Annotated in this window: 21 protein-coding genes; 2 read left to right on the forward strand and 19 right to left on the reverse strand. The window is 60.3% G+C overall.

Going from position 1 to position 23,904, the window contains the following annotated elements; genetic code table 11:
- Positions 1-54: 54 nt before the first annotated feature.
- A complete protein-coding gene (locus tag A3C3_RS0116755; protein WP_022715737.1) occupies positions 55-2,262 on the forward strand; it encodes a heavy metal translocating P-type ATPase in 2,208 nt (735 codons plus the stop codon).
- A gap of 143 nt (positions 2,263-2,405) precedes the next feature.
- Positions 2,406-2,921 carry a YidB family protein gene (locus tag A3C3_RS38595; protein ID WP_033419701.1) on the forward strand — a complete coding sequence of 172 codons (516 nt, stop codon included), beginning with the start codon at positions 2,406-2,408 and terminating at the stop codon, positions 2,919-2,921.
- Between the two features lie 64 nt (positions 2,922-2,985).
- Here A3C3_RS38595 and serA read toward each other — a convergent pair whose 3' ends face one another.
- From serA to ybgC, 19 genes are all read right to left on the reverse strand, one after another.
- Complete coding sequence (gene serA / locus A3C3_RS0116765; protein ID WP_022715739.1) at positions 2,986-4,581, reverse strand: phosphoglycerate dehydrogenase; 1,596 nt, start codon at positions 4,579-4,581, stop codon at positions 2,986-2,988.
- Positions 4,582-4,665: 84 nt separating this feature from the next.
- The gene (locus A3C3_RS0116770) at positions 4,666-5,844 is read right to left on the reverse strand and encodes a phosphoserine transaminase (protein ID WP_022715740.1); all 1,179 of its coding nucleotides are present in this window, start codon (positions 5,842-5,844) and stop codon (positions 4,666-4,668) included.
- Positions 5,845-6,209: 365 nt separating this feature from the next.
- Positions 6,210-7,046 carry an outer membrane protein gene (locus A3C3_RS0116780; protein ID WP_022715742.1) on the reverse strand — a complete coding sequence of 279 codons (837 nt, stop codon included), beginning with the start codon at positions 7,044-7,046 and terminating at the stop codon, positions 6,210-6,212.
- A gap of 218 nt (positions 7,047-7,264) precedes the next feature.
- Complete coding sequence (locus A3C3_RS0116785) at positions 7,265-7,597, reverse strand: cytochrome C oxidase subunit IV family protein (protein ID WP_022715743.1); 333 nt, start codon at positions 7,595-7,597, stop codon at positions 7,265-7,267.
- An 8-nt stretch (positions 7,598-7,605) separates the two neighbouring features.
- Positions 7,606-8,328: a heme-copper oxidase subunit III family protein gene (locus A3C3_RS0116790; protein ID WP_022715744.1), complete on the reverse strand. Its 723-nt coding sequence runs from the start codon at positions 8,326-8,328 to the stop codon at positions 7,606-7,608.
- 10 nt (positions 8,329-8,338) lie between these two features.
- Positions 8,339-9,046 carry a cytochrome c oxidase subunit 3 gene (locus A3C3_RS0116795; protein WP_022715745.1) on the reverse strand — a complete coding sequence of 236 codons (708 nt, stop codon included), beginning with the start codon at positions 9,044-9,046 and terminating at the stop codon, positions 8,339-8,341.
- Entirely contained in the window at positions 9,043-10,821 is a 1,779-nt protein-coding gene (locus A3C3_RS0116800; RefSeq protein ID WP_022715746.1) for a cytochrome c oxidase subunit I, read from the reverse strand. Before A3C3_RS0116800 ends, A3C3_RS0116795 begins: the two co-directional genes overlap by 4 nt.
- A 32-nt stretch (positions 10,822-10,853) precedes the next feature.
- Complete coding sequence (locus tag A3C3_RS0116805) at positions 10,854-11,678, reverse strand: cytochrome c oxidase subunit II (protein ID WP_022715747.1); 825 nt, start codon at positions 11,676-11,678, stop codon at positions 10,854-10,856.
- A 145-nt stretch (positions 11,679-11,823) separates the two neighbouring features.
- On the reverse strand, positions 11,824-12,210 hold the full coding sequence (locus tag A3C3_RS0116810) for a c-type cytochrome (protein WP_022715748.1): 387 nt from the start codon (positions 12,208-12,210) through the stop codon (positions 11,824-11,826).
- Between the two features lie 231 nt (positions 12,211-12,441).
- Positions 12,442-13,794: a phosphoglucosamine mutase gene (glmM, locus tag A3C3_RS0116815; RefSeq protein ID WP_022715749.1), complete on the reverse strand. Its 1,353-nt coding sequence runs from the start codon at positions 13,792-13,794 to the stop codon at positions 12,442-12,444.
- Positions 13,795-14,035: 241 nt separating this feature from the next.
- Positions 14,036-15,967, reverse strand: a complete 1,932-nt coding sequence (gene ftsH / locus A3C3_RS0116820; RefSeq protein WP_022715750.1) for an ATP-dependent zinc metalloprotease FtsH — start codon at positions 15,965-15,967, stop codon at positions 14,036-14,038.
- Between the two features lie 98 nt (positions 15,968-16,065).
- Entirely contained in the window at positions 16,066-17,427 is a 1,362-nt protein-coding gene (tilS, locus tag A3C3_RS0116825) for a tRNA lysidine(34) synthetase TilS (protein ID WP_022715751.1), read from the reverse strand.
- A gap of 11 nt (positions 17,428-17,438) precedes the next feature.
- Positions 17,439-18,458 (reverse strand): tol-pal system protein YbgF, encoded by a 1,020-nt coding sequence (gene ybgF / locus A3C3_RS0116830; RefSeq protein ID WP_022715752.1) that lies wholly within the window; start codon positions 18,456-18,458, stop codon positions 17,439-17,441.
- Between the two features lie 162 nt (positions 18,459-18,620).
- Entirely contained in the window at positions 18,621-19,148 is a 528-nt protein-coding gene (gene pal / locus A3C3_RS0116835; RefSeq protein ID WP_022715753.1) for a peptidoglycan-associated lipoprotein Pal, read from the reverse strand.
- A gap of 155 nt (positions 19,149-19,303) precedes the next feature.
- A complete protein-coding gene (gene tolB, locus A3C3_RS0116840; RefSeq protein ID WP_028739716.1) occupies positions 19,304-20,614 on the reverse strand; it encodes a Tol-Pal system beta propeller repeat protein TolB in 1,311 nt (436 codons plus the stop codon).
- A gap of 21 nt (positions 20,615-20,635) precedes the next feature.
- Positions 20,636-21,763 carry a hypothetical protein gene (locus tag A3C3_RS0116845; RefSeq protein ID WP_022715755.1) on the reverse strand — a complete coding sequence of 376 codons (1,128 nt, stop codon included), beginning with the start codon at positions 21,761-21,763 and terminating at the stop codon, positions 20,636-20,638.
- Positions 21,764-21,771: 8 nt separating this feature from the next.
- On the reverse strand, positions 21,772-22,227 hold the full coding sequence (gene tolR / locus A3C3_RS0116850) for a protein TolR (protein WP_022715756.1): 456 nt from the start codon (positions 22,225-22,227) through the stop codon (positions 21,772-21,774).
- Between the two features lie 19 nt (positions 22,228-22,246).
- Positions 22,247-22,966 (reverse strand): protein TolQ, encoded by a 720-nt coding sequence (gene tolQ / locus A3C3_RS0116855; RefSeq protein ID WP_022715757.1) that lies wholly within the window; start codon positions 22,964-22,966, stop codon positions 22,247-22,249.
- 389 nt (positions 22,967-23,355) lie between these two features.
- Positions 23,356-23,811, reverse strand: coding sequence for a tol-pal system-associated acyl-CoA thioesterase (gene ybgC, locus A3C3_RS0116860; protein ID WP_022715758.1), 456 nt, complete (start codon positions 23,809-23,811; stop codon positions 23,356-23,358).
- Positions 23,812-23,904 lie beyond the last annotated feature (93 nt).

Here is a 23,904-nt window from a genome sequence, read left to right on the forward strand (position 1 = left end):
TCTAGTCGCTAGAGCATGTAGGAAGAATGCTGCTGAAGAACAAGGAAATCCGAAATGGCTGAAGCGGCTCGGGCGAAATACAAAGTTGGCGGCATGGACTGCGCATCCTGCGCGGCGAAGATAGACACGGCAGTCCGCCGCATTGCCGGCGTCGAGGACGTTTCCGTTTCCGTGACCGCCGGCACGATGACCATCAGCCATGATGGTACCAGTGATCTGAAAGCGATCGAGAAGAAGGTGACCGGTCTCGGCTATTCGGTCGTGCCGATGCCGGCAAGGGCGCGGGATCACGATCACGCTGCGCAAGGCCATAATCATGGTCATACCGACCATGATCACCATGGACATACTCATCCTGAAAAGGACATCACAGAGCTGCACGGCCACGACCATGGGCCGATGGGCGGCCTTTGGTGGCAAACCAGAAAAGGGCGACTGACGATCGCAGCCGGTGCGGCTCTTGCCGCGGCTTATGCCGCCGGGCATCTCATCCCGACGATCGCCCCTTACGCCTTTGTTGCCGCCGTGCTGGTCGGTCTTGTACCGATCGCCCGCCGCGCGATCTCGGCGGCACTCTCCGGGACCCCGTTTTCGATCGAGATGTTGATGACGATCGCGGCCATCGGCGCCGTCATCATCGGCGCCGGAGAGGAGGCCGGAGCCGTCGTCTTCCTCTTTTTGGTCGGCGAGTTGCTGGAAGGGGTTGCCGCCGGGCGTGCTCGGGCGAGCATTCAATCGCTGACGGCGCTCGTGCCGAAGAGCGCCTTGCTGGAGGAAAACGGGCAAACGCGCGAAGTGCCGGCGGAAACGCTCGCTGTTGGCTCCACCATCCTCGTCCGCCCGGGCGACCGGATTTCCGCTGACGGCGTCATCGTCTCGGGCGAAAGCGCGATCGATGAGGCGCCTGTGACGGGGGAAAGTGTTCCGGTGCGCAAAGGTGCCGATGACACGGTCTTTGCCGGAACCGTGAACGGTGATGCCGCGCTCCGTATCAAGGTAACTGCGGCAAGTGGCGACAACACGATCGCCCGCGTCATCAAACTCGTCGAGGAAGCGCAGGAATCGAAGGCGCCCACCGAGCGTTTCATCGACCGCTTCTCGCGCTACTATACGCCAGGCGTCGTCGCGGCGGCGGCACTGGTCGCGATCATCCCGCCGCTCTTTGCTAATGGCGCCTGGGACGAATGGATCTACAAGGGGCTTGCGATCCTGCTGATCGGCTGCCCTTGCGCGCTGGTGATCTCGACGCCCGCTGCAATCGCCGCTTCGCTGTCGGCTGGCGCGCGGTGCGGATTGCTGATGAAGGGTGGTGCCGTGCTGGAAACGCTCGGCAAGGTCACCGCCGTCGCACTCGACAAAACCGGTACGCTGACCGAAGGTAAGCCGAGGGTGACCGACATCGTGCCTTTCGAATTGACGGAGGCTCAAGTGCTTTCGCGCACAGCCGTCCTGGAAAGAAACTCCAGCCACCCTCTCGCACTGGCGATCCTCGATCGCGCAAAGAGCGACAAGGTGCCCGTACCGCCGGCCTTTGAGGTGGAAGCCATTCCCGGCAAGGGCATGACCGGCCGCGTCGGCGGTGAAAGGCTCGATCTTCTCTCTCCGTCTGCCGCCCGCGCGACGGGCGCCCTGACAGCCGAACAGGGCCAGCGCATTGCTGCATTGAACGAACAGGGCAAAAGCGTATCGGTTCTTCTCGTCAACGGCAAAGCCGCCGGTTTCATCGCCATGCGCGACGAGCCGCGCGGGGACGCAAAAGCCGGCCTCAAGATACTGACCGATGCCGGGGTCCGGATCGTCATGCTGACCGGCGACAACGAGCGCACAGCAAAGGCGATCGGAGAACAGCTTGGTATCGATGTCCGAGCCGAACTCATGCCCGGAGACAAGCAGCGTATTGTCGGCGAACTGAAGCGCGAAGGCTTCATTGTCGCCAAAGTCGGGGACGGCATCAACGACGCCCCCGCCCTGGCGGCTGCAGATGTCGGCATCGCCATGGGAGGCGGCACGGACGTAGCGCTGGAGACCGCAGATGCGGCGGTCTTGCACGGCCGCGTCAGCGATGTGGCGGCGATGATCGAGCTTTCCAAGCGGACGATGCGTAACATCTTCGAAAACATCGCCATCGCGCTTGGCCTGAAGGCGGTCTTCCTCGTCACAACCGTCATCGGCCTCACCGGCCTCTGGCCCGCAATCCTCGCCGATACGGGCGCAACAGTGCTGGTGACACTCAATGCGTTGCGGCTGCTAACGATCCGATAGTGCATCTCTGCCGGTAGCGAGCCAACCATAGCTTGTGATGAATTTTCGATGACACGGGAACCATGTCGCCGTCCGCGCATTCCCGCATTCGGGCTGTATTCGACGAATGCGGCGCCCGGGCAAATCTCGATGGGGAGGATATCATGGATCGCAGAAATCTTACGGCATTGCTCGGCATACTTGCCGTCGCCGGCTACCAGAACCGCGACAAAATCGCCGCAGCACTCCGCGAACTCACGCAAGGCGGCGCACGGCCGCAAACTGCCGGCACGGAGCCCGGCGGAGTCCCCTCGCAGCCTTCTGAAGGAGGCTTGGGCGGACTTCTCGGCGGCCTTGCAGGTGGTGGTCTTGGTGACCTCGTCAAGGGCGGCTCTGCCGGCGGTGTCCTGAGTGGCGGCCTTGGCGGCCTACTCGAACAGTTTACCAAGAACGGCTATGGCGATACGGCGGATTCATGGGTATCGCCCGGTGCGAACAAGCCGATCGACGACCGGCAACTCTCGCAAGCGCTCGGCCCGGACGTTCTCGAAGAACTTTCTGCAAAGACGGGCTTGAGTGAGGATGAAATCCTGAAACGCCTTTCAAAAGACCTACCGAAGGCCGTCGATGACCTGACACCACAAGGTCAGATTCCGAACAGCGCCAACTTTTCGATCTGATTGAAAGTTTTGCCCGGCGCAGTCCCCCGCGCCGGGCAGTCGCATTCTTCCTTGGGAGGAAATCTTAATCGACCGCGAAGACCAAGGGCTTGGCCTGGCGGATGGCCCGGTGCGCCGTCAGCTTCGCGAGAACGTCGTCGCCGATCGGGCCATCGACATAGAGGAGCGCGATCGCATCACCGCCCTGCTTGTCGCGGCCGAGCTGGAAGTTGGCGATGTTCACACCGGCTTCCCCGAGCGTCGTGCCGATGAAGCCGATCATGCCGGGAACGTCGGTATTGGCAATGTAGACCATGTGGCTGCCGACATCGGCATCGAGGTTGATGCCCTTGATCTGGATGAAGCGCGGCTTGCCGTCGGAGAAGACGGTACCGGCGATCGAGCGCGTCATGCTCTCGGTCGTCACCGTGAGCTTGATGTAGCCGTCGAAGACGCCGGTCTTGTCGCGCTTGACCTCAGAGAGCACGATGCCCTTTTCCTTGATCATGATCGGGGCCGAAACCATGTTGACGTCGGCAACCTGCGTACGGATCAGACCGGCAAGCAGCGCGCTCGTCAGCGCCCGGGTATTCATGTTCGCCGTGGCGCCGTCGTAGAGGATCTCGATTTCCTTGATCGGCTCGTCGGTGACCTGGCCGACGAAGGCGCCGAGAACGTCGGCGAGCCTGATGAACGGCTTCAGGATCGGCGCTTCTTCGGCCGTGATCGACGGCATGTTGATAGCGTTGGAAACGGCACCCTTGACCAGATAGTCCGCCATCTGCTCGGCAACCTGCAGGGCGACGTTTTCCTGCGCTTCCGTGGTCGACGCACCGAGATGCGGCGTGCAGACGACGTTCGGCAGACCGAAGAGCGGGCTTTCTTTGGCGGGCTCGACCTCGAAGACGTCGAAGGCAGCACCGGCGACATGGCCGGACTTGATCGCGTCGGCAAGCGCAGCCTCATCGACGAGACCGCCGCGGGCGCAGTTGATGATGCGCACACCCGGCTTCGTCTTCGCCAGTGCTTCCTTGTTGAGGATGCCGCGCGTCTTGTCCGTCATCGGCACATGCAGCGTGATGAAGTCAGCCTTGGCAAGCAGTTCGTCGAGCTCGACCTTGACAACGCCCATTTCCTCGGCGCGCTCCTTGGAGAGGAACGGGTCGTAGGCGAGAACGTGCATCTTGAGGCCAATGGCGCGAGCACAAACGATCGAGCCAATGTTGCCGGCGCCGATGACGCCAAGCGTCTTGCCGGTGATTTCGACACCCATGAACTTCGACTTCTCCCACTTGCCGGCCTGCGTCGAGGCATCAGCCTGCGGCAGTTGGCGGGCAACGGCGAACATCAGCGCGATTGCGTGTTCGGCGGTCGTGATGGAGTTGCCGAAGGGCGTGTTCATGACGATGATGCCGCGGCGCGAGGCAGCCGGTATATCGACATTGTCGACACCGATGCCGGCCCGCCCGATGACCTTGAGGTTGGTCGCGGCTGCAATCAGCTTTTCCGTCGCCTTTGTGGCGGAGCGGATGGCAAGACCGTCATAGTTGCCGATGATTTCGGCGAGCTTGTCCTTGTCCTTGCCGAGTTGCGGCTGGAAATCGACTTCGACGCCGCGGTCGCGGAAGATCTGGACAGCGGTTTCCGACAATTCGTCGGATACGAGAACGCGAGGTGCCATTGGGGGCTTCCTTCAAAAGTGTTCAGCGATGATAAATGAGAATGCGAAGGCCCCGCTCAGCGAGCGGAGCCGGATGCGATCACGTCAGGCAGCAGCCTGGGAAAGCGTTGCCTTCTGCGTCTCGAAGGCCCAGGAGAGCCAGGGCATCAGCTTCTGCATGTCGGCGGTTTCGATCGTAGCGCCTGCCCAGATACGGAGGCCCGAGGGCGCGTCGCGATAATGGCCGATGTCGTAGGCGACACCTTCCTTCTCGAGCAGCGAGACGATGCCCTTGGCAAAATTCGCCTGGCCGTCGGCGTCGAGTGCCGCAACATCCTTGTCGACGATCTTCAGGCAGACCGACGTGTTCGACGCGGTCTCCGGCTTCACCGCCAGGTTGGCGATCCAGTCGTTGGCCGCAACGAAATCGGCGATGACCTTGGCATTCCCATCGGCGCGCGCCATCAGCGCCCTGAGGCCGCCGAGCTGCTTTGCCCAGAGAAGCGCATCGAGATAGTCCTCGACGCAGAGCATCGAAGGCGTGTTGATCGTCTCGCCCTGAAAAATGCCTTCGGAGAGCTTGCCGCCGGAGGTCATGCGGAAGATCTTCGGCAGCGGCCAGGCCGGCGTATAGGTCAGCAGGCGCTCAACCGCGCGCGGCGAAAGGATGATGACGCCATGCGCGCCCTCGCCGCCGAGAACCTTCTGCCAGGAAAAGGTGACGACATCGAGCTTGGCGAAATCGAGGTTCTGCGCAAAAGCGGCAGACGTCGCGTCGCAGATCGTCAGTCCCTTGCGGTCGGCCGGGATGAAATCACCGTTCGGAACGCGAACGCCCGAGGTGGTACCGTTCCAGGTGAAGACCACGTCGCGGTCGAAATCGACGGAGGAAAGGTCTGGCAGCTCGCCGTAACCGGCTTCGAGCTTGCGGACGTCCTTGAGCTTTAGTTGCTTGACGACATCGGTGACCCAGCCCGCGCCGAAGCTTTCCCAGGCGAGCATGTCGACGCCGCGCTCACCGAGCAGCGACCAGAGCGCCATTTCAACGGCGCCGGTATCGGAAGCGGGAACGATGCCGATGCGGTAATCCGCCGGCACTTCCAGAACTTCGCGGGTAAGATCGATGGCTTGCTTCAGCTTTGCCTTGCCGACTTTCGCGCGGTGCGAACGGCCGAGAGCCGCGTCAGAAAGGGCATCGAGCGTCCAACCGGGGCGCTTCGAGCAGGGGCCAGAAGAAAAATGAGTATTTTGCGGACGTACGTCCGGCTTTGCGGTCTTCGCCATGTGCTATCCTTCCAGATAGATAGCTCCTCGTTGGGGAGGAGTGTCCCGCCGCCGTGGATACAGATGACGCGCATCATAGTCAACGTGGAAGTGTCGCATCCGGAGGATTTTTTGACGCAGGCGCGATCAAGACCGCTCATCCGTACCGGGCCGACAGGGGGGAGAACGGCCCGAAGAAGGCTGTGCTATGGTATGTGCGATAAGATATCGGCAGTCCCGGCTTTCGACCTGAAGACCCGCGTAGGCGCACTTGATGCGCAGACAATGGCACACCTCGAAAGCAGTCTTCCGAACGTGCTCGATCTGCATCCATGACGAAAAAGCCGCCCAACGGGCGGCTTTCGATCAGTAGCTGAGACTTCGGATTACTTGTAGACCGACGGCTGCAGCGGAATTTCCGGCGGCGGCTCGTAGCTTGCCTGCTGGCAACCGCCGAAGAGGTAACGGGCGCCGACGCGGGCTTCATGAACATTGAAGCCCTTGTCCCGGCCAGGCCCACCATTGCTCGCGTAACCGAACATGCTGCCGCCGTCGACATGCAGGAAGCGATAGCCGACATCCGCCTTGACGTTACAAGTGACGTCGATCGAGGCGCCGGCCATGAGCGCGTAGCTGAAGCGCCAGTTGCCGCGGCCGCCGTGGATCACTTCGTCATCGCAACCGCCACCATCATCCTGGCAGGATTCGTTACGAAGGTTTTTCCATTTGACATAGGTACCGCCGATACCGCCGCCGACATAAGGCGTGAAGACGCCGTAAGTGCCGAGGTCGACATAGGCATTCGCCATCAGCGTCCAGGCCGTGAGCGACGAGACGTCGCGAGAGGTGCAGGCCTCGAGTGGGGCACCGCACTGGCCGGTCGTTGAGCCGCGGAAATCAGCCTTGGTCAGGTAGTCGAGCGTCAGGTCGGTGCGGAAGTAATTGTTGATCTGGTAACCAACGCCGCCGCCGACCGTCCAGGAGTCGCGCAGCTCGGCGCTGTCGAAATCGACCTCATTGGCGTTGCTTCCCTGGAAGTAGCGGGCGCCGCGCATGTCGGTGAAGCCATAGCCGACATCGCCGCGCAGATACCAGCCGGTCGATTCAGCTACCGTGACTTCCGGCGGCATTTCCGGCGCGGGCTCGATAGGAGCGAGATCGGCGGCGAAAGCATTTGATGTGACAAGCAATGCGGCAAAGATGCCGGACAAGCTTCTTTTCATGATCCACTCCAAAATCCAGTTGCATCGGCAGAGCGGACTCCCTGCCAATCTGATAGGCTTTGCATGGATAATGAATTGGAAACGTTAAAAGCTGCTTAACTGTAAAAATTAACTACGTTTTTTGCCACGCAACATGGCTGAGTAACCCGTTGAATTTAACGGAAACATGTTGGAGCCAAACAATGCTTCGATCTTCTAAAGGTAGACAAGCGATCGCGTCAGAGCCCTACACTGGAGAAGGTCAGCCGCGTGAAGATCGTATAGTTCGATTCCGAGACCATCATGGCGACGAAGACAAGCACCAGAACCGGCGGCACCAGGATTGCATAGACAAATGCCAGCCGCTCCCAGGCCATGTGCATGAAGACGGCGACGATCAGTCCTGCCTTCAGCACCATGAAGAACAGGATCAGGAACCATCGCGCATAGCCCTGGATAGCGAAATAGTCGACCAGGTACGAGAAGGTGCTGAGGACGAAGAGCAACCCCCAGACCAGGAGATAGAGCTTGACGGGGTGTTGTTGTCCGGAATGCGTTTGCGCATGTGCCATGGCAGTCCTCACCACAAATAGAAGAATGCGAAAATGAACACCCAGACGAGATCGACGAAGTGCCAGTAGAGACCCATGATCTCGACGATCTCGTAATCACCCTTGCGGCTGGTAAAAAAGCCCCGCCGCTCCGTGTCGAAATCACCGCGCCAGACCTTGCGGGCGACGATGAGAAGGAAGATCACGCCGAAAGTGACATGGGTGCCGTGGAATCCAGTGATCATGAAGAACGACGAACCAAATTGCGCCGCACCCCAGGGATTTTCCCAGGGCCGTACGCCTTCCGAGATCAGTTTCGTCCATTCGAACGCCTGCATGCCGACGAATGTGGCGCCGAGAACCGCTGTCAACAGCATCAGGGCGGCCGTCCGGCCGCGTTCGCGGCGATATCCAAAATTGACAGCCATCGCCATCGTGCCGGAACTGCTGATGAGGACGAAGGTCATGATGGCGATGAGGATCAGCGGCAATTCATGCCCGCCGATATGAAGTGCGAAAACCTGGCTGGGATTCGGCCACTCGACAGGCGTAGACATGCGCGCAGTCATATAGGCCAGCAGAAAGCAGCCGAAGACGAAGGTGTCGCTGAGAAGGAAGATCCACATCATGGCCTTCCCCCACGAGACGTTCTTGAACGCCCGCTGGTCGGAAGAGAGATCGGCCGCGATCCCGCGCAGGCCTTCGGGCCGCTGGAGTGTTCCGCCGGTTTCCGCTTGCGTATATTCAGCCATCCTTCATCCCTCACGAAATCAGCTGGCGGCACAGATCGACGAAATCATTCGCCCAGCCGGCAAAGAGTGCGAAGAGAACCACCCAGACGAAAAGCATGAAATGCCAGTAAACGGCGCAGAGCTCGAGGCTGAGGTGGAGCCTGCGGGCAGGAAAGCGATCGTCGAATGCCCTGCCCGTCGTGCGGCCGAGCACCGCCAGACCGCCCAGAATGTGCAGGCCGTGCAGGCCGGTCAGCATATAGAAGAAGCTGTTGGCCGGATTGTCGGCAAGCACGTAACCGGCCGCCGCAAGCTCCCGCCACGCCATCACCTGTCCGGCGAGAAAGAGAAATGCCGTCGCCAACCCCAAAAGGAGCGCAATCCGCATGATGTCGCTGCGACCGCGGCGTGCCTCGACCTTGGCCCATTCGAGCGCGGCGCTGCTGAGCGCAAGCGCGGCGGTGTTGACCCAGAGCAGCCGGGGAATGGGCGTCGCCCACCAGTCGGCTGCCGCCATGCGCATGAAGTAGGCGCTAATCAGAAGCGCGAAGAGCGCACCAATTACGGCGAGGAAAATGCCAAGCCCGACCCTGGCGGGCGCGATCGGCAACCGCTTTTCGCCGGCCGACTCCGTCATCAGTCCCACCTCCAGCCACGGCTTGGATGTCAGCCGGTGCTGGGTCATCCACCAGAGGACGATGACGGCGATGACCGCCAGGAAGATCATCATGACGCTCATGAGGCTGCTCCCGCCGCGGTCCGGGCGGTGCCCGGATCATTCTGCGCAAGGAAGTCCTGGCTATTGCCCGGCACGCTATAATCATACGCCCAACGGTAGACCACCGGCAGTTCCTTGCCCCAGTTGCCATGCACCGGCGGGGTCTGCGGCGTCTGCCATTCCAGCGTTGTCGCACGCCACGGATTGCCGCCGGCTTCCCGGCCCCTGAAAAGGCTCGAGACCAGATTGAACAGGAAGACGATCTGCGCTGCCCCGACAATCAGCGCGGCAGCGGTGATGAAAACGTTCAGCGTATTGGCGGACGGCGGAACGAAAGCCGTCTCGCCCATCTCGTAATAGCGGCGCGGCACGCCCACCAGGCCGAGATAGTGCATGGGAAAGAAGATCGCATAGGTGCCGATGAACGTGGTCCAGAAATGGATGTGCCCCAGCGTCTCGTCCAGCATGCGTCCGGTCACCTTCGGATACCAATGATAGATGGCACCGAAAATGACCAGGATCGGTGCCACGCCCATCACCATGTGGAAATGCGCCACGACGAACATCGTATCGGACAGCGGCACGTCGACGACCACATTGCCGAGGAACAGTCCTGTCAGGCCGCCATTGACGAAAGTCAGAATGAAGGCGAGCGCAAAAAGCATCGGCAGCGTCAGGTGGATATCGCCGCGCCAGAGCGTCAGCACCCAGTTATAGACCTTGATGGCGGTCGGCACGGCAATGATGAGCGTCGTGACGGCAAAGAAGAAGCCGAAATTCGGGTTCATGCCGCTGACATACATGTGATGCGCCCAGACGATGAAGCTGAGCGCCCCGATGATCAGGATCGCCCAGACCATCATGCGGTAGCCGAAGATATTCTTTCGCGCATGCGTGCTAATGAGATCGGAGACGATCCCGAAGGCGGGAAGCGCCACGATATAGACCTCGGGATGACCGAAGAACCAGAAGAGATGCTGGAAAAGGATGGGACTGCCGCCACCCTGCTGCAGCTGCGTGCCCATCTCCACGATGGCAGGCATGAAGAAGCTCGTCCCGAGGAGCCGGTCGAACAGCATCATCACGGCGGCAACGAAAAGTGCGGGAAAGGCAAGAAGCGCCATGACCGTCGCGGTGAAAATTCCCCAGACCGTCAGCGGCATGCGCATCAGCGTCATGCCGCGCGCGCGTCCCTGGAGCACGGTCACGACGTAATTCAGGCCGCCCATCGTGAAGCCGATGATGAACAGGATCAGCGACGACAGCATGAGAATGATGCCCCAATCTTGTCCGCCCGGCGTTCCCGAAAGAATGGCTTGCGGCGGATAGAGCGTCCAGCCGGCGCCGGTTGGTCCGCCAGGCGCGAAAAATCCGGCGACGAGCACCAGCACGGCGAGCAGATAAATCCAGTAACTCAGCATGTTGGCATAGGGAAACACCATGTCCCTGGCGCCGAGCATCAGGGGAATGAGGTAGTTGCCGAAACCGCCGAGAAACAGTGCGGTGAGAAGATAGATCACCATGATCATGCCATGCATGGTGATGAACTGATAATAGTGCTCCGCGTCGATGAAAGCGAAGTAACCGGGAAAGGCAAGCTGCAGGCGCATCAACCAGGACAGGACGAGCGCCACGAAACCGATCGCCATCGCCGTCATTGAGTATTGGACGGCAATAATCTTCGCATCCTGGCTGAAGACATATTTCGTCCACCAGCTCTTCGGATGGTAAAGTTCCACATCTTCGACTTCTGCAGGCGGGATGACCTCCCCGGCGCCCGATCGAATATCGACCATGATATGTCCGTCCTCCCTGTTCCTCCGATAGGCTACTTCGCCTGTTCTGCCGGCTGCGCTTCCCCCGATGCCAGCATTTGGGTGAATGTCGTCTGCTCCGCCAGCCAGGCCTGGTAGGCGACCTCCTCATCGATCATGACCGTTCCGCGCATTTGCGGATGCCCGACGCCGCACAGCTCGGCGCAAAGGATTTCGAACGTTCCGGTGCGCGTCGGCGTAAACCAGAAATAGGTCACCATGCCGGGAATCATATCCATCTTTGCGCGGAACTCAGGCACATAAAAATCATGAAGGACGTCGATCGAACGAAGCAGGACCTTGACCGGTTTGCCAATCGGCAGGTGCAATTCACCTCCCTCGACGATCACGTCATCGAGCCCTGCGGTGTCGTTCTTGTTCAGGCCAAGGGGATTTTCCGGATTGACCTCACGGGTATCGGATTTTCCCAGCCGTCCGTCTGCGCCCGGCATCCGGAAACTCCACTGCCACTGCTGAGCGACGACCTCGATCTGGTGCGCGTCGGCGGGCACGGTGATGAACTGGTTCCACACAACGAGCCCGGGCGCGAGCATCGCGGCAACCCCGACGGAGGTTACCACCGCAAGCCATATCTCCAGCCGCCTGTTTTCCGGCTCATAGGCGGCCTGGTTGCCGGGTTTGTGCCGGAACCGGAACACGCAATAGGCCATGAAAGAACCCACCGCCACGAACACCAGACCGGTGATCGCAAAGGTGATCAGCAGGGTGGTGTCGATGTAGCTCCAGTTGGAGGCGATCGGCGTCCACCACCACGGGCTCAGCAAATGGAACACGACGGATCCCACGACCAGCAGAACCAGAACCAGCACGATAGCCATTTCCTGCTCCTTGAACCGTGACTTGCCACACGGCGAAATCCGCAATCCGTCGGTGTATTGTTAGCATTATCTCACGAACAAGTCGTGTGGACAATGACAACGGCGAAAGCGGCGCTGCGGTGACCGTCAGGCATTCGCATTACATCTATTGGGAAAACTGCTTGAGATAAGCGATGAGATTGTTGATCTCGCTGTCGTCCTTCAGCCCGGCAAACGCCATCTTCGTTCCCTTTATCTTTCCCTTGGGATCGTGGAGATAGTCGCGCAGAGTTGCCTCGTCCCAAACGAGCCCGCCCTCGCCTGCTTTCTTCATTGCCGGAGAATAGCTGAAATTCGGATGTGTCGCCGCCTTCCTGCCAAGGATCCGGTTCAGCGACGGGCCGACCTTGTTCTTGTCGGTATCGGCCACATGACATATGGCGCATTTTTTGAAAACAGTAGCGCCCGCCGTGGCATCGCCCTCCTGGGCATTCACGCCAAAAGCAGGAAGCATGGAAACACATAAGCCGGCTAAAAGAACGCGATACTGCATGACAACCCAATCCTCCCAGGTTGCCTGAAACGACGGCCCGGCGCCATCTTTCTATCGCAATATGGCTTGCCGTGTTGTCGCCGCTGCAGGCGGGTGACACTTGTGCGATCAAGAAAAAGCTATGCCTCCACGCCGATAAGTCAATTCATCCAATAAGATTGTACTGAAGCATGACGCGGGCATGGAAAAGCCGGCGCATTGGCGCCGGCTTGATCGATCAACAAGGCAGAATTAAGCGGCGGTACGGACGCCGGAGATCGTGCCGATCAGCTCGTTGACAATGCGCTCGATCTGCGCCCGGTCGTCGCCTTCCGCCATGACGCGGATCAGCGGTTCGGTGCCGGAGGGGCGGATGACGAGGCGGCCGTTCTTGGAAAGCTCGGCTTCCGCATCGGCGATTGCCTGCTGCACTTGCAGGTCTTCCAGCGGCTTACCGCCGGAAATGCGGACATTGCGCAGAAGCTGCGGCACCGGCTCGAAGCGGCGGCAGACCTCGCTGACGGTCTTGCCAGTGCGCTTGACGGCAGCAAGGATCTGCAGCGCGGCAACAAGACCATCGCCGGTCGTGCCGTAGTCCGAGAGCACGATATGCCCGGACTGTTCGCCGCCGACGTTGAAATTGTGCTGGCGCATGTGCTCGACGACATAGCGGTCACCGACCTTGGTGCGGGCAAGACCCATCCCCTTGCCTTCGAGAAAGCGTTCCAGGCCAAGGTTCGACATCACGGTCGCAACGATGCCGTTGCCGCGAAGCTGTTGGTTCTCCGCCCAGGTTTCGGCGATCACTGCCATCAGCTGGTCGCCGTCGACCATCGTGCCGTTTTCATCCACGATGATGACCCGATCGGCGTCGCCATCGAGCGCGATACCGATGTCGGCCCGCACTTCGTCGACCTTCTTCTGCAAGGCGACGGGGCTGGTGGAACCGCAGTTGAGATTGATGTTGATACCGTTCGGCTCGTTGCCGATCGTAACGACATCGGCGCCGAGTTCCCAAAGCACGGCCGGTGCCACTTTATAGGCGGCACCATTGGCGCAGTCGATCGCAATCCTCAGGCCCTGCAGCGTGACATCGCGCGGCAGCGTGCGCTTCGCATGCTCGATGTAGCGGTCATGCACGCCATCGATGCGCTTGGCACGGCCGATGTCGTCGGACTTGGCAAGTTGCGTGTGGAGATCCTTATCCATCAAGTCTTCGATCTGCATTTCGATATCGTCGGAAAGCTTGTAGCCGTCGGGACCGAAGAGCTTGATGCCATTGTCCTCGTATGGATTGTGCGAGGCGGAAATCATGACGCCGATATCGGCACGCAGCGAACGTGTCAGCATAGCGACGGCGGGCGTCGGGATCGGGCCAAGAACGAATGCATCGACACCTGCGGCCGTGAAGCCCGCCACCATGGCATTTTCCAGCATATAGCCGGACAGACGCGTGTCTTTGCCGATGACCACGCGATGGCGGTGATTGCCGCGGCGGAAGATCGTACCGACTGCAATGCCGACCCGCATCGCCAGATCCGGCGTCATCGGGAAGATATTCGACTGCCCGCGAATGCCGTCTGTGCCAAAGTAACGTCTTTTCATATGCTCCCCTATGCTTTCAGCGCGCCAAGAGGGCAGCGCGTTGTGCCAAGCAATTCAAGCCGCAGAGACGATTCGCCCCAATACAAAGCCTCATTGCGGCCTCTTCATGATAGCGGCATGCCACAAATCCTAGGCGCCATCACGTAAATTACCAAGAAAATTGATTATATCCCGTTACCGACGGAAAAAGGCCGGATCTTCTGCTGGAAAATCCGGCCTTGTTCGTTCGAGTTGCTTTCCGTCAATGCGGCTGGGGCTCGAGCCCTGCTTCCGGCTCGTCGCCCTTGGAAGCCGGACGTGCGCCGGCTTTCGGCACGGCCGAGCCGCGGCTCGGCGGAGAGTCGTCGCCAAGGTCGCGAGCGGGCTTTTCACCGCGGAGCAGCGCCTTGATTTCCTCGCCGGTCAGCGTTTCGTACTCAAGCAAGCCTTCGGCAAGCGCGACGAAATCGTCATGCTTTTCGGTGAGGATATCGCGCGCCTGCGTATATGCCTCGTCAATAAGCCGACGCACTTCGTTGTCGATCTTTTGAGCCGTGGCCTCGGAAACGTTCTTCGATTGCGATACGGAATGGCCGAGGAAGACCTCCTGCTGGTTTTCGCCATAGGCAACCTGACCGAGCTGGTCGGAAAAGCCCCACTGCGTGACCATGGCGCGGGCAAGCTTGGTGGCCTGCTCGATATCCGAAGACGCACCGGAGGTGATGTTCTCCTTGCCGAAGGTGAGTTCTTCCGCAACGCGGCCGCCCATCATGATGCAGAGGCGCGAGACCATCCACTTATAGCTCATCGAGTAGCGGTCGCCTTCGGGAAGCTGCATGACCATGCCGAGAGAACGGCCGCGCGGAATGATCGTTGCCTTGTGCAGCGGATCGGCGACGGCGACGTTGAGCGCCGTGATCGCATGGCCGGCTTCGTGATAGGCCGTGAGCTTCTTTTCCGCTTCGGTCATCGCCGAAGAGCGGCGCTCGGCGCCCATCATGATCTTGTCCTTGGCGTCTTCGAACTCCTGCATGGTGACGACGCGCTTGTTGCGGCGTGCGGCCATCAGGGCGGCTTCGTTGACGAGGTTCATCAGGTCAGCACCGGAGAAGCCGGGCGTACCGCGGGCTAGAACCTTGAGGTCGACATTGGGCGCCAGCGGAACGTTGCGGGCATGTACCTTGAGGATGCGCTCGCGGCCGACGATATCCGGGTTCGGAACGACGACCTGACGGTCGAAACGGCCCGGACGCAGCAGTGCGGGGTCGAGAACGTCAGGACGGTTGGTCGCGGCAATCAGGATGATGCCTTCATTGGCCTCGAAGCCGTCCATCTCGACCAGCAACTGGTTGAGCGTCTGTTCGCGTTCGTCGTTACCACCGCCGAGACCGGCGCCACGATGGCGGCCGACGGCGTCGATTTCGTCGATGAAGATGATGCAGGGCGCATTCTTCTTCGCCTGCTCGAACATGTCGCGGACGCGACTTGCGCCGACACCGACGAACATTTCGACGAAGTCGGAACCCGAGATGGTGAAGAACGGAACGTTGGCTTCGCCGGCGACGGAGCGGGCGAGCAGAGTCTTACCGGTACCCGGAGGGCCGACAAGCAGCACGCCGCGCGGGATCTTGCCGCCGAGGCGCTGGAACTTCTGCGGATCGCGCAGGAATTCGACGATTTCTTCCAAGTCCTGCTTGGCTTCGTCGACGCCTGCAACGTCATCGAAGGTGACGCGGCCATGCGCCTCCGTGAGCAGCTTGGCCTTCGATTTGCCGAAGCCCATCGCGCCGCGCGAGCCGCCTTGCATCTGCCGCATGAAGAACAGCCAGACGCCGAGAATGAGCAGCATCGGCAGCAGGGTACCGAGATAGCTCAGGAAGCCTGACGAACCATCGGTTTCAGGCCGGGCCGAAACCAGGACGTTCTTCGACTGCAGGCGCTCGAGCAGGTTGTCATCGATGACAGGAGAATAGGTCTGGAAGGTGGTGCCGTTTTCAACATAGCTTCCCGACACACGGTTTCCCGTGACGACGACTTCCTTGACGCGGCCCGCATCAACCTCACGCAGGAACTGCGAATAGGGTATGTCGCGCGAGCCGGTCTGCGCCGGCGTCGTCTGGAACATGCTGAAAAGGGCAATCAGCAGAAGCGCTATGATTGCCCACAAGGCGAAATTACGTAAGTTAGGGTTCATTGAACTCCCCAGCACTGCAACAACCGCCTCATGGCAGCCGTCTTATTTGGCTTCTAACATAGGGTTGCGCTGTGCCGTTGCCAAGGCGATACACTCTGTCAGATGGCTTTTCCGTCAATAAGACCTAAAGGCGGGCTTGGATAGGGGCGCATTCCAAAAGCCGCCGCGAGGCTTTCAGCAAAGATGAGATCAAATCGTGTCAAAAAGCGGTCGAACGGCGCAAAATACCGCGCGAGACTGACATCGGGATGAGAATTCATGCACACGTTCGCGTCAGCGGCGACAGAAATACGTGGTTGCGCTGCCAAAGCCCGCTTGAGCGCAGCTTTGGGCAAATGCGCCGCCCGCCCTGGCTGGATTTCCGTGCCAAGCACGGGAATGAGGGAGGGGTTGGCGGACCGTGCCAGAACCGTCAGATCAAACGATGAGCTATTCTCGACAATAAACCGACCGTCCCAAATGGCGCGCTCCCCAGGCGCAACGACCAGTGGCAAGATGCCGCGGCTTTCGCGGGCAAGGTAAAGGCCGTCGCGTCTTAGATCGATAACCGCTCTGCTTGCGGTCATGCGTCCGGGCGTGCCGGCGGCTACGAAAGCGAGAATGCGGTCCATCTGCATGCGGCCTGGCGCAAAGCGCTGTCCGCCGAAAACGGCCGCAAGACGGCCGAGCGCATAACCGAGCACGTCCAGGGGCGCCTCAAGTCCCTCTCCCGCCACGCGGCCCAGCCCTTCGCACGGAAGCGTAAAATGACGGCCGAGCCAAAGGGCCGCCTGTCGTGAAAGCTCCAAGCGGATATCGGCACCGCAAGCTTCTGGCTCCGGGGCGCCCTCACCCGCCAACGCTGCGCGCGTGCGCACGCGCTCATATTTCAGATCCTCATTGCTGGGATCATCGAGCCAAGGCACGGCTCGGGCCGAGAGAAATGCCCGGATATCGGCGCGCATGCACGAAAGGAACGGCCGGGCGATCCAGGCCCGGCGCTCAAAGAGAACGGCATCGGCGATCCCGGTCGAGGGGTTGTCGCTGCGCGCGCCGCGCATCGCTCGCGTCTCCTGCTGATCGTCCAGCGTATGCGCCGTCACGATGAGATTAGCGCCAAGTTCCGCCGCGGCATCTGCGAGCAGTTCGTAGCGTGCCTCGCGGGCGGCCACCATGATGCCGGTTTCTGGTTTAGGATCCCGCCAGACACGGATCACATGGGAAATGCCGAGCGACTTGCATAAGGCTGCGACATGGCGCGCCTCATCCGCCGATTCTGCGCGCAGATCGTGGTCGATCGTCGCGGCGCATAGGGAAATCTTGGAATTGGGTTCGGCCTTCAGCGCTTCCAGAAGGGCAAGAAGCAGGCCGGTTGAATCGCTGCCGCCGGAGATCGCGACGAGAATACGCGTCGGGCTTTCAAGCGAACGGACAAAGCGGCGGGCCGCTGCCTCGGGCGAAAGCACGATTTCCGGAGACAAACCGGAAATCCTCAGCAGGAAAGGCGCTTCTGTTCGCTCGCGACCTTGCTTATGACAGCGCGCGAAGCCTTCGGGTAACGCTTGGTGACTTCCTTGAGCGTCGCGCAGGCGGTGTCGTTATTGTCGAGTGCTGCGAGCGACATGCCGAGCTTCAGCAGCATTTCGGGCGCCTTCTCGGAAGAGCCGTATTTCTTGTGGGCATTGAGGAAGGTCTTGGCGGCCTCATTGAACTTGCCCTGGGAATAGAGCGCCTCGCCCAGCCAGAAGTTGGCATCGGCAGCGCGAGCGCTTCCCGGATACTGCGCGATATACTGGGTGAACTGCTCTTCAGCAATCGCGTAGTCGCCGGAAAGGACGTGACCGTAAGCGGCCTTGTACTGATCGGTCTCGCTGCCGAGAGATGCGGTCTGCTGCGGCGACGTCCCGGCGTTCACGTCGGGAAGCGGCGCTGAACCGACCTCCGCGTTCTCATTCACGCTGCCGCCGATCGGATTGCCGTTCTGATCGAACTGGATCGAGCCCAGCTCCTGCGGCGGCCGGCCGAAACCGCTGTTCGACGGAACGTCGTTGGAGGGAGCCCTTTCGGCTCCCTGTGGTGTTTCGATGATCGTCGCGACATCGTCGTTCTGGCGCTGGGGACGTGTATCGGCCTGCCCGGAAGCCGGAGGCTGCAGATCGGCCTCGCTCTTCTTCGTGCTGCCCTTCGATCCAGCGGCACCGCCACTCTTTTCCAGATCCTGGAAGCGGAATTCGTTGTCTTCCTGCGTCTTGCGCAGCGATTCCTGCATCTGCAGGATCTGGAAGCTCATTTCCTCGATGCGGCCGTTCAGCTGGCGCAGCTGCTCTTCGAGTTGCTGCACGCGCATTTCGGCGCTGCTGCTCTGCACGTTGACGACCGGCGGCGTCTGCGTCTGGCTCTGCGCAGGCTTGCCGCCAAAATTCATGCCGAGAAACGAAGCGGAATAAGCCGCTCGCTCGGTTCCGGTCACGGCCGCGAGGCAGAGCAAGCCTGCCACGACAAGTTTCTTCATAGGTTTCGTCCTGTCCCAGTGATTCTTCGCGCCTGGATGGCACGAACAGGAGATTTTTCCAATTACCTTCAAAAAGCAACGGAGTCTGGCCAAAGTGTGTTCAAAAAGAAAAGGCGGCCCGCGAAGGAGCCGCCTTTCCGCAACATAATATATTTGAGAGGATTACATACCGGCGCCGCCGAGAACAGTGACTGCACGACGATTCTGCGACCAGCAGGAAATATCGTCGCAGACGGCGACCGGGCGTTCCTTGCCGTAGGAGATCGTCTTCATGCGCTGAGCCGGAACGCCGCGCGAAGCAAGGTAATCCTTGGTGGCGGCAGCACGGCGGGCGCCGAGAGCGAGGTTGTATTCGCGCGTGCCGCGTTCGTCGGCATGGCCTTCGACGGTGATCGCATAGTTCGGGTAGCGAGCCAGCCACTGTGCCTGGCGGTCGAGGGTCTGGGCAGCGTCGGCACGGATCGAGGTAGAGTCAGTGTCGAAGAAGATGCGGTCGCCGACGTTGACGGTGAAGTCCTGAGCCGAACCCGGCGTTGCGGCACCTGCACCGAGGCCGAGCTCGCCAGCACTGTTCGGCGTCTTCTTGTTGGCGCAGCCAGCAAGCGCCAGACCGGCAACGAGTGCGATCATGACAGGGTTGCGGGCGAAATTCTGCATACGGCTCATTGCCGGGGTGTGAATTCGGCTCATGGCCGGGTCTCCTTGCGATTTATCAGGGTTGCCGGACTGTAACCGTACTCGGTTAATCGGCGCTCAAGAATTATGGTTAATAAATTATTGATTGTCCCTGCATCGGCCAATTCCAGCACTTTGCGGCGACAAGAAGGCGAAATCCGGCTCATCCACTACTCAAGCAGCGGCGACCAGGCCGGGTCAGATGCGTAGGTCGGCGTCTTGATGACCTGCTCGTTGTAACCCGTCAGATCGATCGAATAGAGCTGCGGGCCGCCTGCACCGGCCGGCTGGCGGAAGAACATCAGCACACGCCCGTTCGGCGCCCAGGTCGGGCCTTCGTTGTGGAAGCCCGTAGTCAGGATGCGCTCGCCCGAACCGTCCGGCTTCATGACGCCGATCGAGAATTTCCCGCCCGATTGCTTGGTGAAGGCGATCAGATCGCCGCGTGGCGACCAGACCGGCGTCGAATAGTTGCCGTCGCCGAAGGAGATACGCGTCTGGCCGGAGCCGTCGGCATTCATCACGTAAATCTGCTGCTTGCCGCCGCGGTCGCTTTCGAAAACGATCCGGCCGCCATCCGGCGAATAGGATGGCGAAGTATCGATCGCGGCTGTCGACGTCAGGCGCGTCGTCGTGCGCGAGCGCAGATCCATCGTGTAGATATTGGCGTTCCCTTCCTGCTGAAGGCTCATCACCACTTTTTGGCCATCCGGCGAGAAGCGCGGCGAAAAGGTCATGCCCGGGAAGTTGCCGACAACTTCACGCTGTCCGGTTTCGAGCTGCAACAGGTAGACGCGCGGCTGCTGGTTGGCGAAGGACATGTAGGTCACTTCCTGCCGGTTCGGCGAGAAGCGCGGCGTCAGAACGAGGTCGCTGCCATCGGTCAGCGTGCGCACGTTGAAGCCATCCTGGTCCATGATCGCGAGCTGGCGTTTGCGCTGCTGCTTCGTGCCAGACTCGGAGACAAAGACGACGCGGGTATCGAAATAGCCCTCTTCGCCGGTGATCTGCTTATAGATCGCATCGGCAATGATGTGGGCAACGCGGCGCCAGTTTTCCGGCTGCGTATAGAATTGCTGGCCGGTCATCTGCTGACCGGCGAAGGAATCCCAGAGACGGAACTCGGCGCGAAGACGGCCATCGCCTTCCTGCGTGACGCGGCCGGTGACGAGCGCCTGCGCGTTGATGACCTTCCAGTCCTCGAAACGCGGTGCCGCATCGGGATTGGAAATCTTCTCGATGAAGGCGTTCTTGTTGATCGGCGCAAAGAGGCCGGAGCGCTGCAGATCGGCGGCGATCACCTGAGAGACCTGCGCGCCCATGTCGCCTTGCAGGAAATCGGTAATGGCGATCGGCAGCGGCTCGACGTTACCCTTGTTGATGTTGATCTCGACAAGCGCGTGCGCAGGCGTCGCGATAGCCGCTGTCACAGCCATGCCGAGAGCCACCATGAAGGCGCGGATGAGGGAACACTTGGTCATGAGGAGCAAGCCTTTCAGCATTTAAAGGGCCATCTGACTGGGGTCGAAGTTCACGATGACTTCGCTCCACGCGTCATATTTGTCTTTCGGAAGGTTGGTGAACGGCGCAGACCGTTTGACGGCACGATAGGCACCGCCGGCAAGTGCACGGCGTGTGGATTCGTTGCCGCCGGTCGCTTCGACCTCGGGATCTCCGATGATCTCGCCATTCTCGTCCAGCTTCATGTGGACGGTGATGCGGACCTGGTCCATGTCCGCAAGGCCGGGAATGATCTGCCAGTTGCCGGCAATCGCATTACGCAGTGCATCCATCTCGCTCATGCTGAGCTTGGCGCCGGTGTTATTCGACTTCTTGGCGCCCAGAGAAGCGACTTCGGTCGAGCGCTTGGCGCCGCCGTTGGAAGGCTCCTGCTTGTTCAGCAGTGCTGCGATGTCGTCGGCGTTGAAATCGCTCTGCTTCGAGGACGAGGCCTTGGCCTTTTCCTGGGCCTTGTCGGCTTTCTTCTTGTCCGGCTGCTTGTCGGCCGTCTTCTGCTGGTCCTGCGTTTTTTCCGGCGGCTTTTCAGCGGGTTTCTGCTCGGGCGGCTTCACCTGCGGCTTGGCGACCGGCGTCGGAACGTTGTCCGGCAGCGCTTCGGCTTCCGGCTTCGGCGGCTCGGCCTGTTCGGCAGGCATTTCTTGCGGCTTCGGCGGGGTCGGCGCAATTTCCGGCTTGGTTTCCGGAATCGATGCGACTTCCTTCGGCTCATCGACCACGGTGTCCTCCTTCATGATCTCCTTCACCTCGTTGGGGACGGGATCATTCTGGGGAAGCGGCTTCTCGGCGGCTTTGGGCGCGGCAGTGCTTTCGTTGTTGTTGGGCTTGGCGTTCGGGATCGGCGGCGTCTTCAGATCGATCTTGTTGTCGCCGAGGTTTTCGGCGTCTGCAACATCAGCGGGTTTTGACGTCGGCTTCGGCGCCGGCTTGTCGTTGGGCTTTGCCGTCTTGTCACCCTGCTGCATCTGGGTGATGGATTCGACCGGCACCAGATCGACCGGCATCGCTTCGAAATCATCGACCTTGAACGATTCCGGCGAACCAATGGTCACCAGAGCCGCGGCGAGCACCAAGCCGTGCAGAACAGCAGATGTGACGACGCTGGTCTTCATCTTGCTTTCTACTGGTCCTTCTTCTGCTGCGTGACGAGACCGATATTCTTGAAGCCCGCGCCCTGGATGCGCGCCATGACGTCGGCGATCACGCCGTAGGGCGCCGTCGCATCACCACGCACGAAGATGCGTTCATTGTAGCCGGTGGTCGCGATCGCTTCGAGCTTGGCGGCGATCTCTTCGGCCGGGATCGGCGTTTCCTGCAGGAACACCGCACCGTCATTCTTGACGGAAATGGTGATCGGCTGCGTTTCGGAATTGAGCGCCTTGGCTTGCGTTTCCGGCAGGTCGATCGGCACGCCGACGGTCATCATCGGGGCCGCCACCATGAAGATGATGAGCAGCACGAGCATGACGTCGACGAGCGGCGTCACGTTTATCTCGGAAATAACGCCTTTGTTCCGGCCACCACGGCGGCGGCGTCCTCCGCCTCCGCCGTTATTGCCTCCAACAGCCATACCCATAATCGTGTACTCCGTTGGTTTACTGCGCGGCCTGACGCGGCTGCAGCTTCTCGTCGATCTGGCGCGAAAGTATGGCGGAGAATTCGTCCGCAAAGCCTTCCATGCGGCCAGAGAGTTTGCCGGCATCCGCGGAGAACTTGTTGTAGGCGATAACCGCCGGGATAGCTGCAACGAGGCCGATCGCAGTGGCGAGAAGCGCCTCGGCGATACCGGGGGCAACGACTGCGAGATTGGTCGACTTCGAACCGGCGATTGCCTGGAACGAAGTCATGATACCGACGACCGTACCGAACAGACCGATGAACGGACCGGCCGAACCGATCGTCGCGAGCGAGCCGAGGCGGGCGGAAAGATATTCGGTCTCACGGGCGAGCGTCACATCCATTGCCCGGTCGATACGCATCTGCAGGCCGATCGGCGAGCGTGCGCCGCGCTCGAAGGACTTCTTCCACTCGCGCATGGCTGCGACGAAGATCGAAGCAAGCCCGGTATTGTTGCGTTCGGAAAGTGTCCTGTAGAGCTCTTCCAGCGACTGACCCGACCAGAAAACCTGTTCGAACTTGTCGAACTGGCGCCGGGCACGCCCATAGGCCAGATATTTGTCGATGACGATCGCCCAGGTCCAGACGGAGGCTGCTATCAGCCCGAGCATGACCAGCTTGACGACGATGCCTGCCTGCATGAACAGCGACCAGAGGCTGACGTCGGCCGTTGCTGCTGCCAATCCTACTTGTTCCATTTATCAAAATCCCCGAATCCAAACGCCCGGTGCTTGACCGGGCGGCGCAGAAAGTGATCTCGCAAGAATTGCTTGGCGACCGCCGCCCAAAGCCCTGGTCAAGCTTAAAGGTCTTCTTCCGCCTTCCTTGCCGTCAAATTTGGTCAAAGGAAGGCGTGCACCGCACAATCTCCGACTTTCAGAGTAAGACACTATTATGGTTAATAGATCGTTAGTGCCAGAGTATGACCGCAAAGCTTTACCAACTGAATTTTTCTTCCCGGCTTGGCACGAAGAGACCGAAGTCCGACGACGGAATACCGCGCAATCCTTGCAACGCCGAATTCCTTCACATAAATCATGTTTTTAAGGCTTGCGTTTGGTCGTTCCTGCGTGTCTCGGATGCATCTTCAGCCCTCCTGCGTCTCGATTTGCATCTGCTTTGCCAGCGCCTCGGGCAACCGCCGCGGTCTTCCCTTCGCGTTGATGACGGCAATGATGACCTTGGCGGCGATAAGCGGCGTTTCGCCACGGCGGATGTCCTGTTGCAGCACCATCTTCGCGCCGCCTGCCTTCTCGGTGCGCGTGACGATGGTAAGAACATCGTCCATGCGCGCCGGATTCCTGAAGTCGATCTCCATGCGGTGAACGACGAAAACGAGCCCTTCCTCGTCGGCTGTGATCAGCTCGCGCTGCTCGACGCCCAGGCAGCGAAGATAATCGGTGCGGCCGCGCTCGAGGAAATGCAGATAGCGCGCGTGATAGACGAGGCCGGAGAAATCGGTGTCTTCGTAATAGACGCGCTGGATCAGTTGGTGGCCCGTCTCCGTCAGTGCGCCAGAAATCGAAAAGCCGTTATCCGACATAATTTTCTCCAAACTCGCATGCCTGTTGGCGAGGCGCAGCAATGCCCTAGCTTTGAACAATCGTCACAGTACTTGAGTATTCCCGATAGTGGA

Source organism: Rhizobium mongolense USDA 1844 (assembly GCF_000419765.1).
GTDB classification, from domain to species: domain Bacteria; phylum Pseudomonadota; class Alphaproteobacteria; order Rhizobiales; family Rhizobiaceae; genus Rhizobium; species Rhizobium mongolense.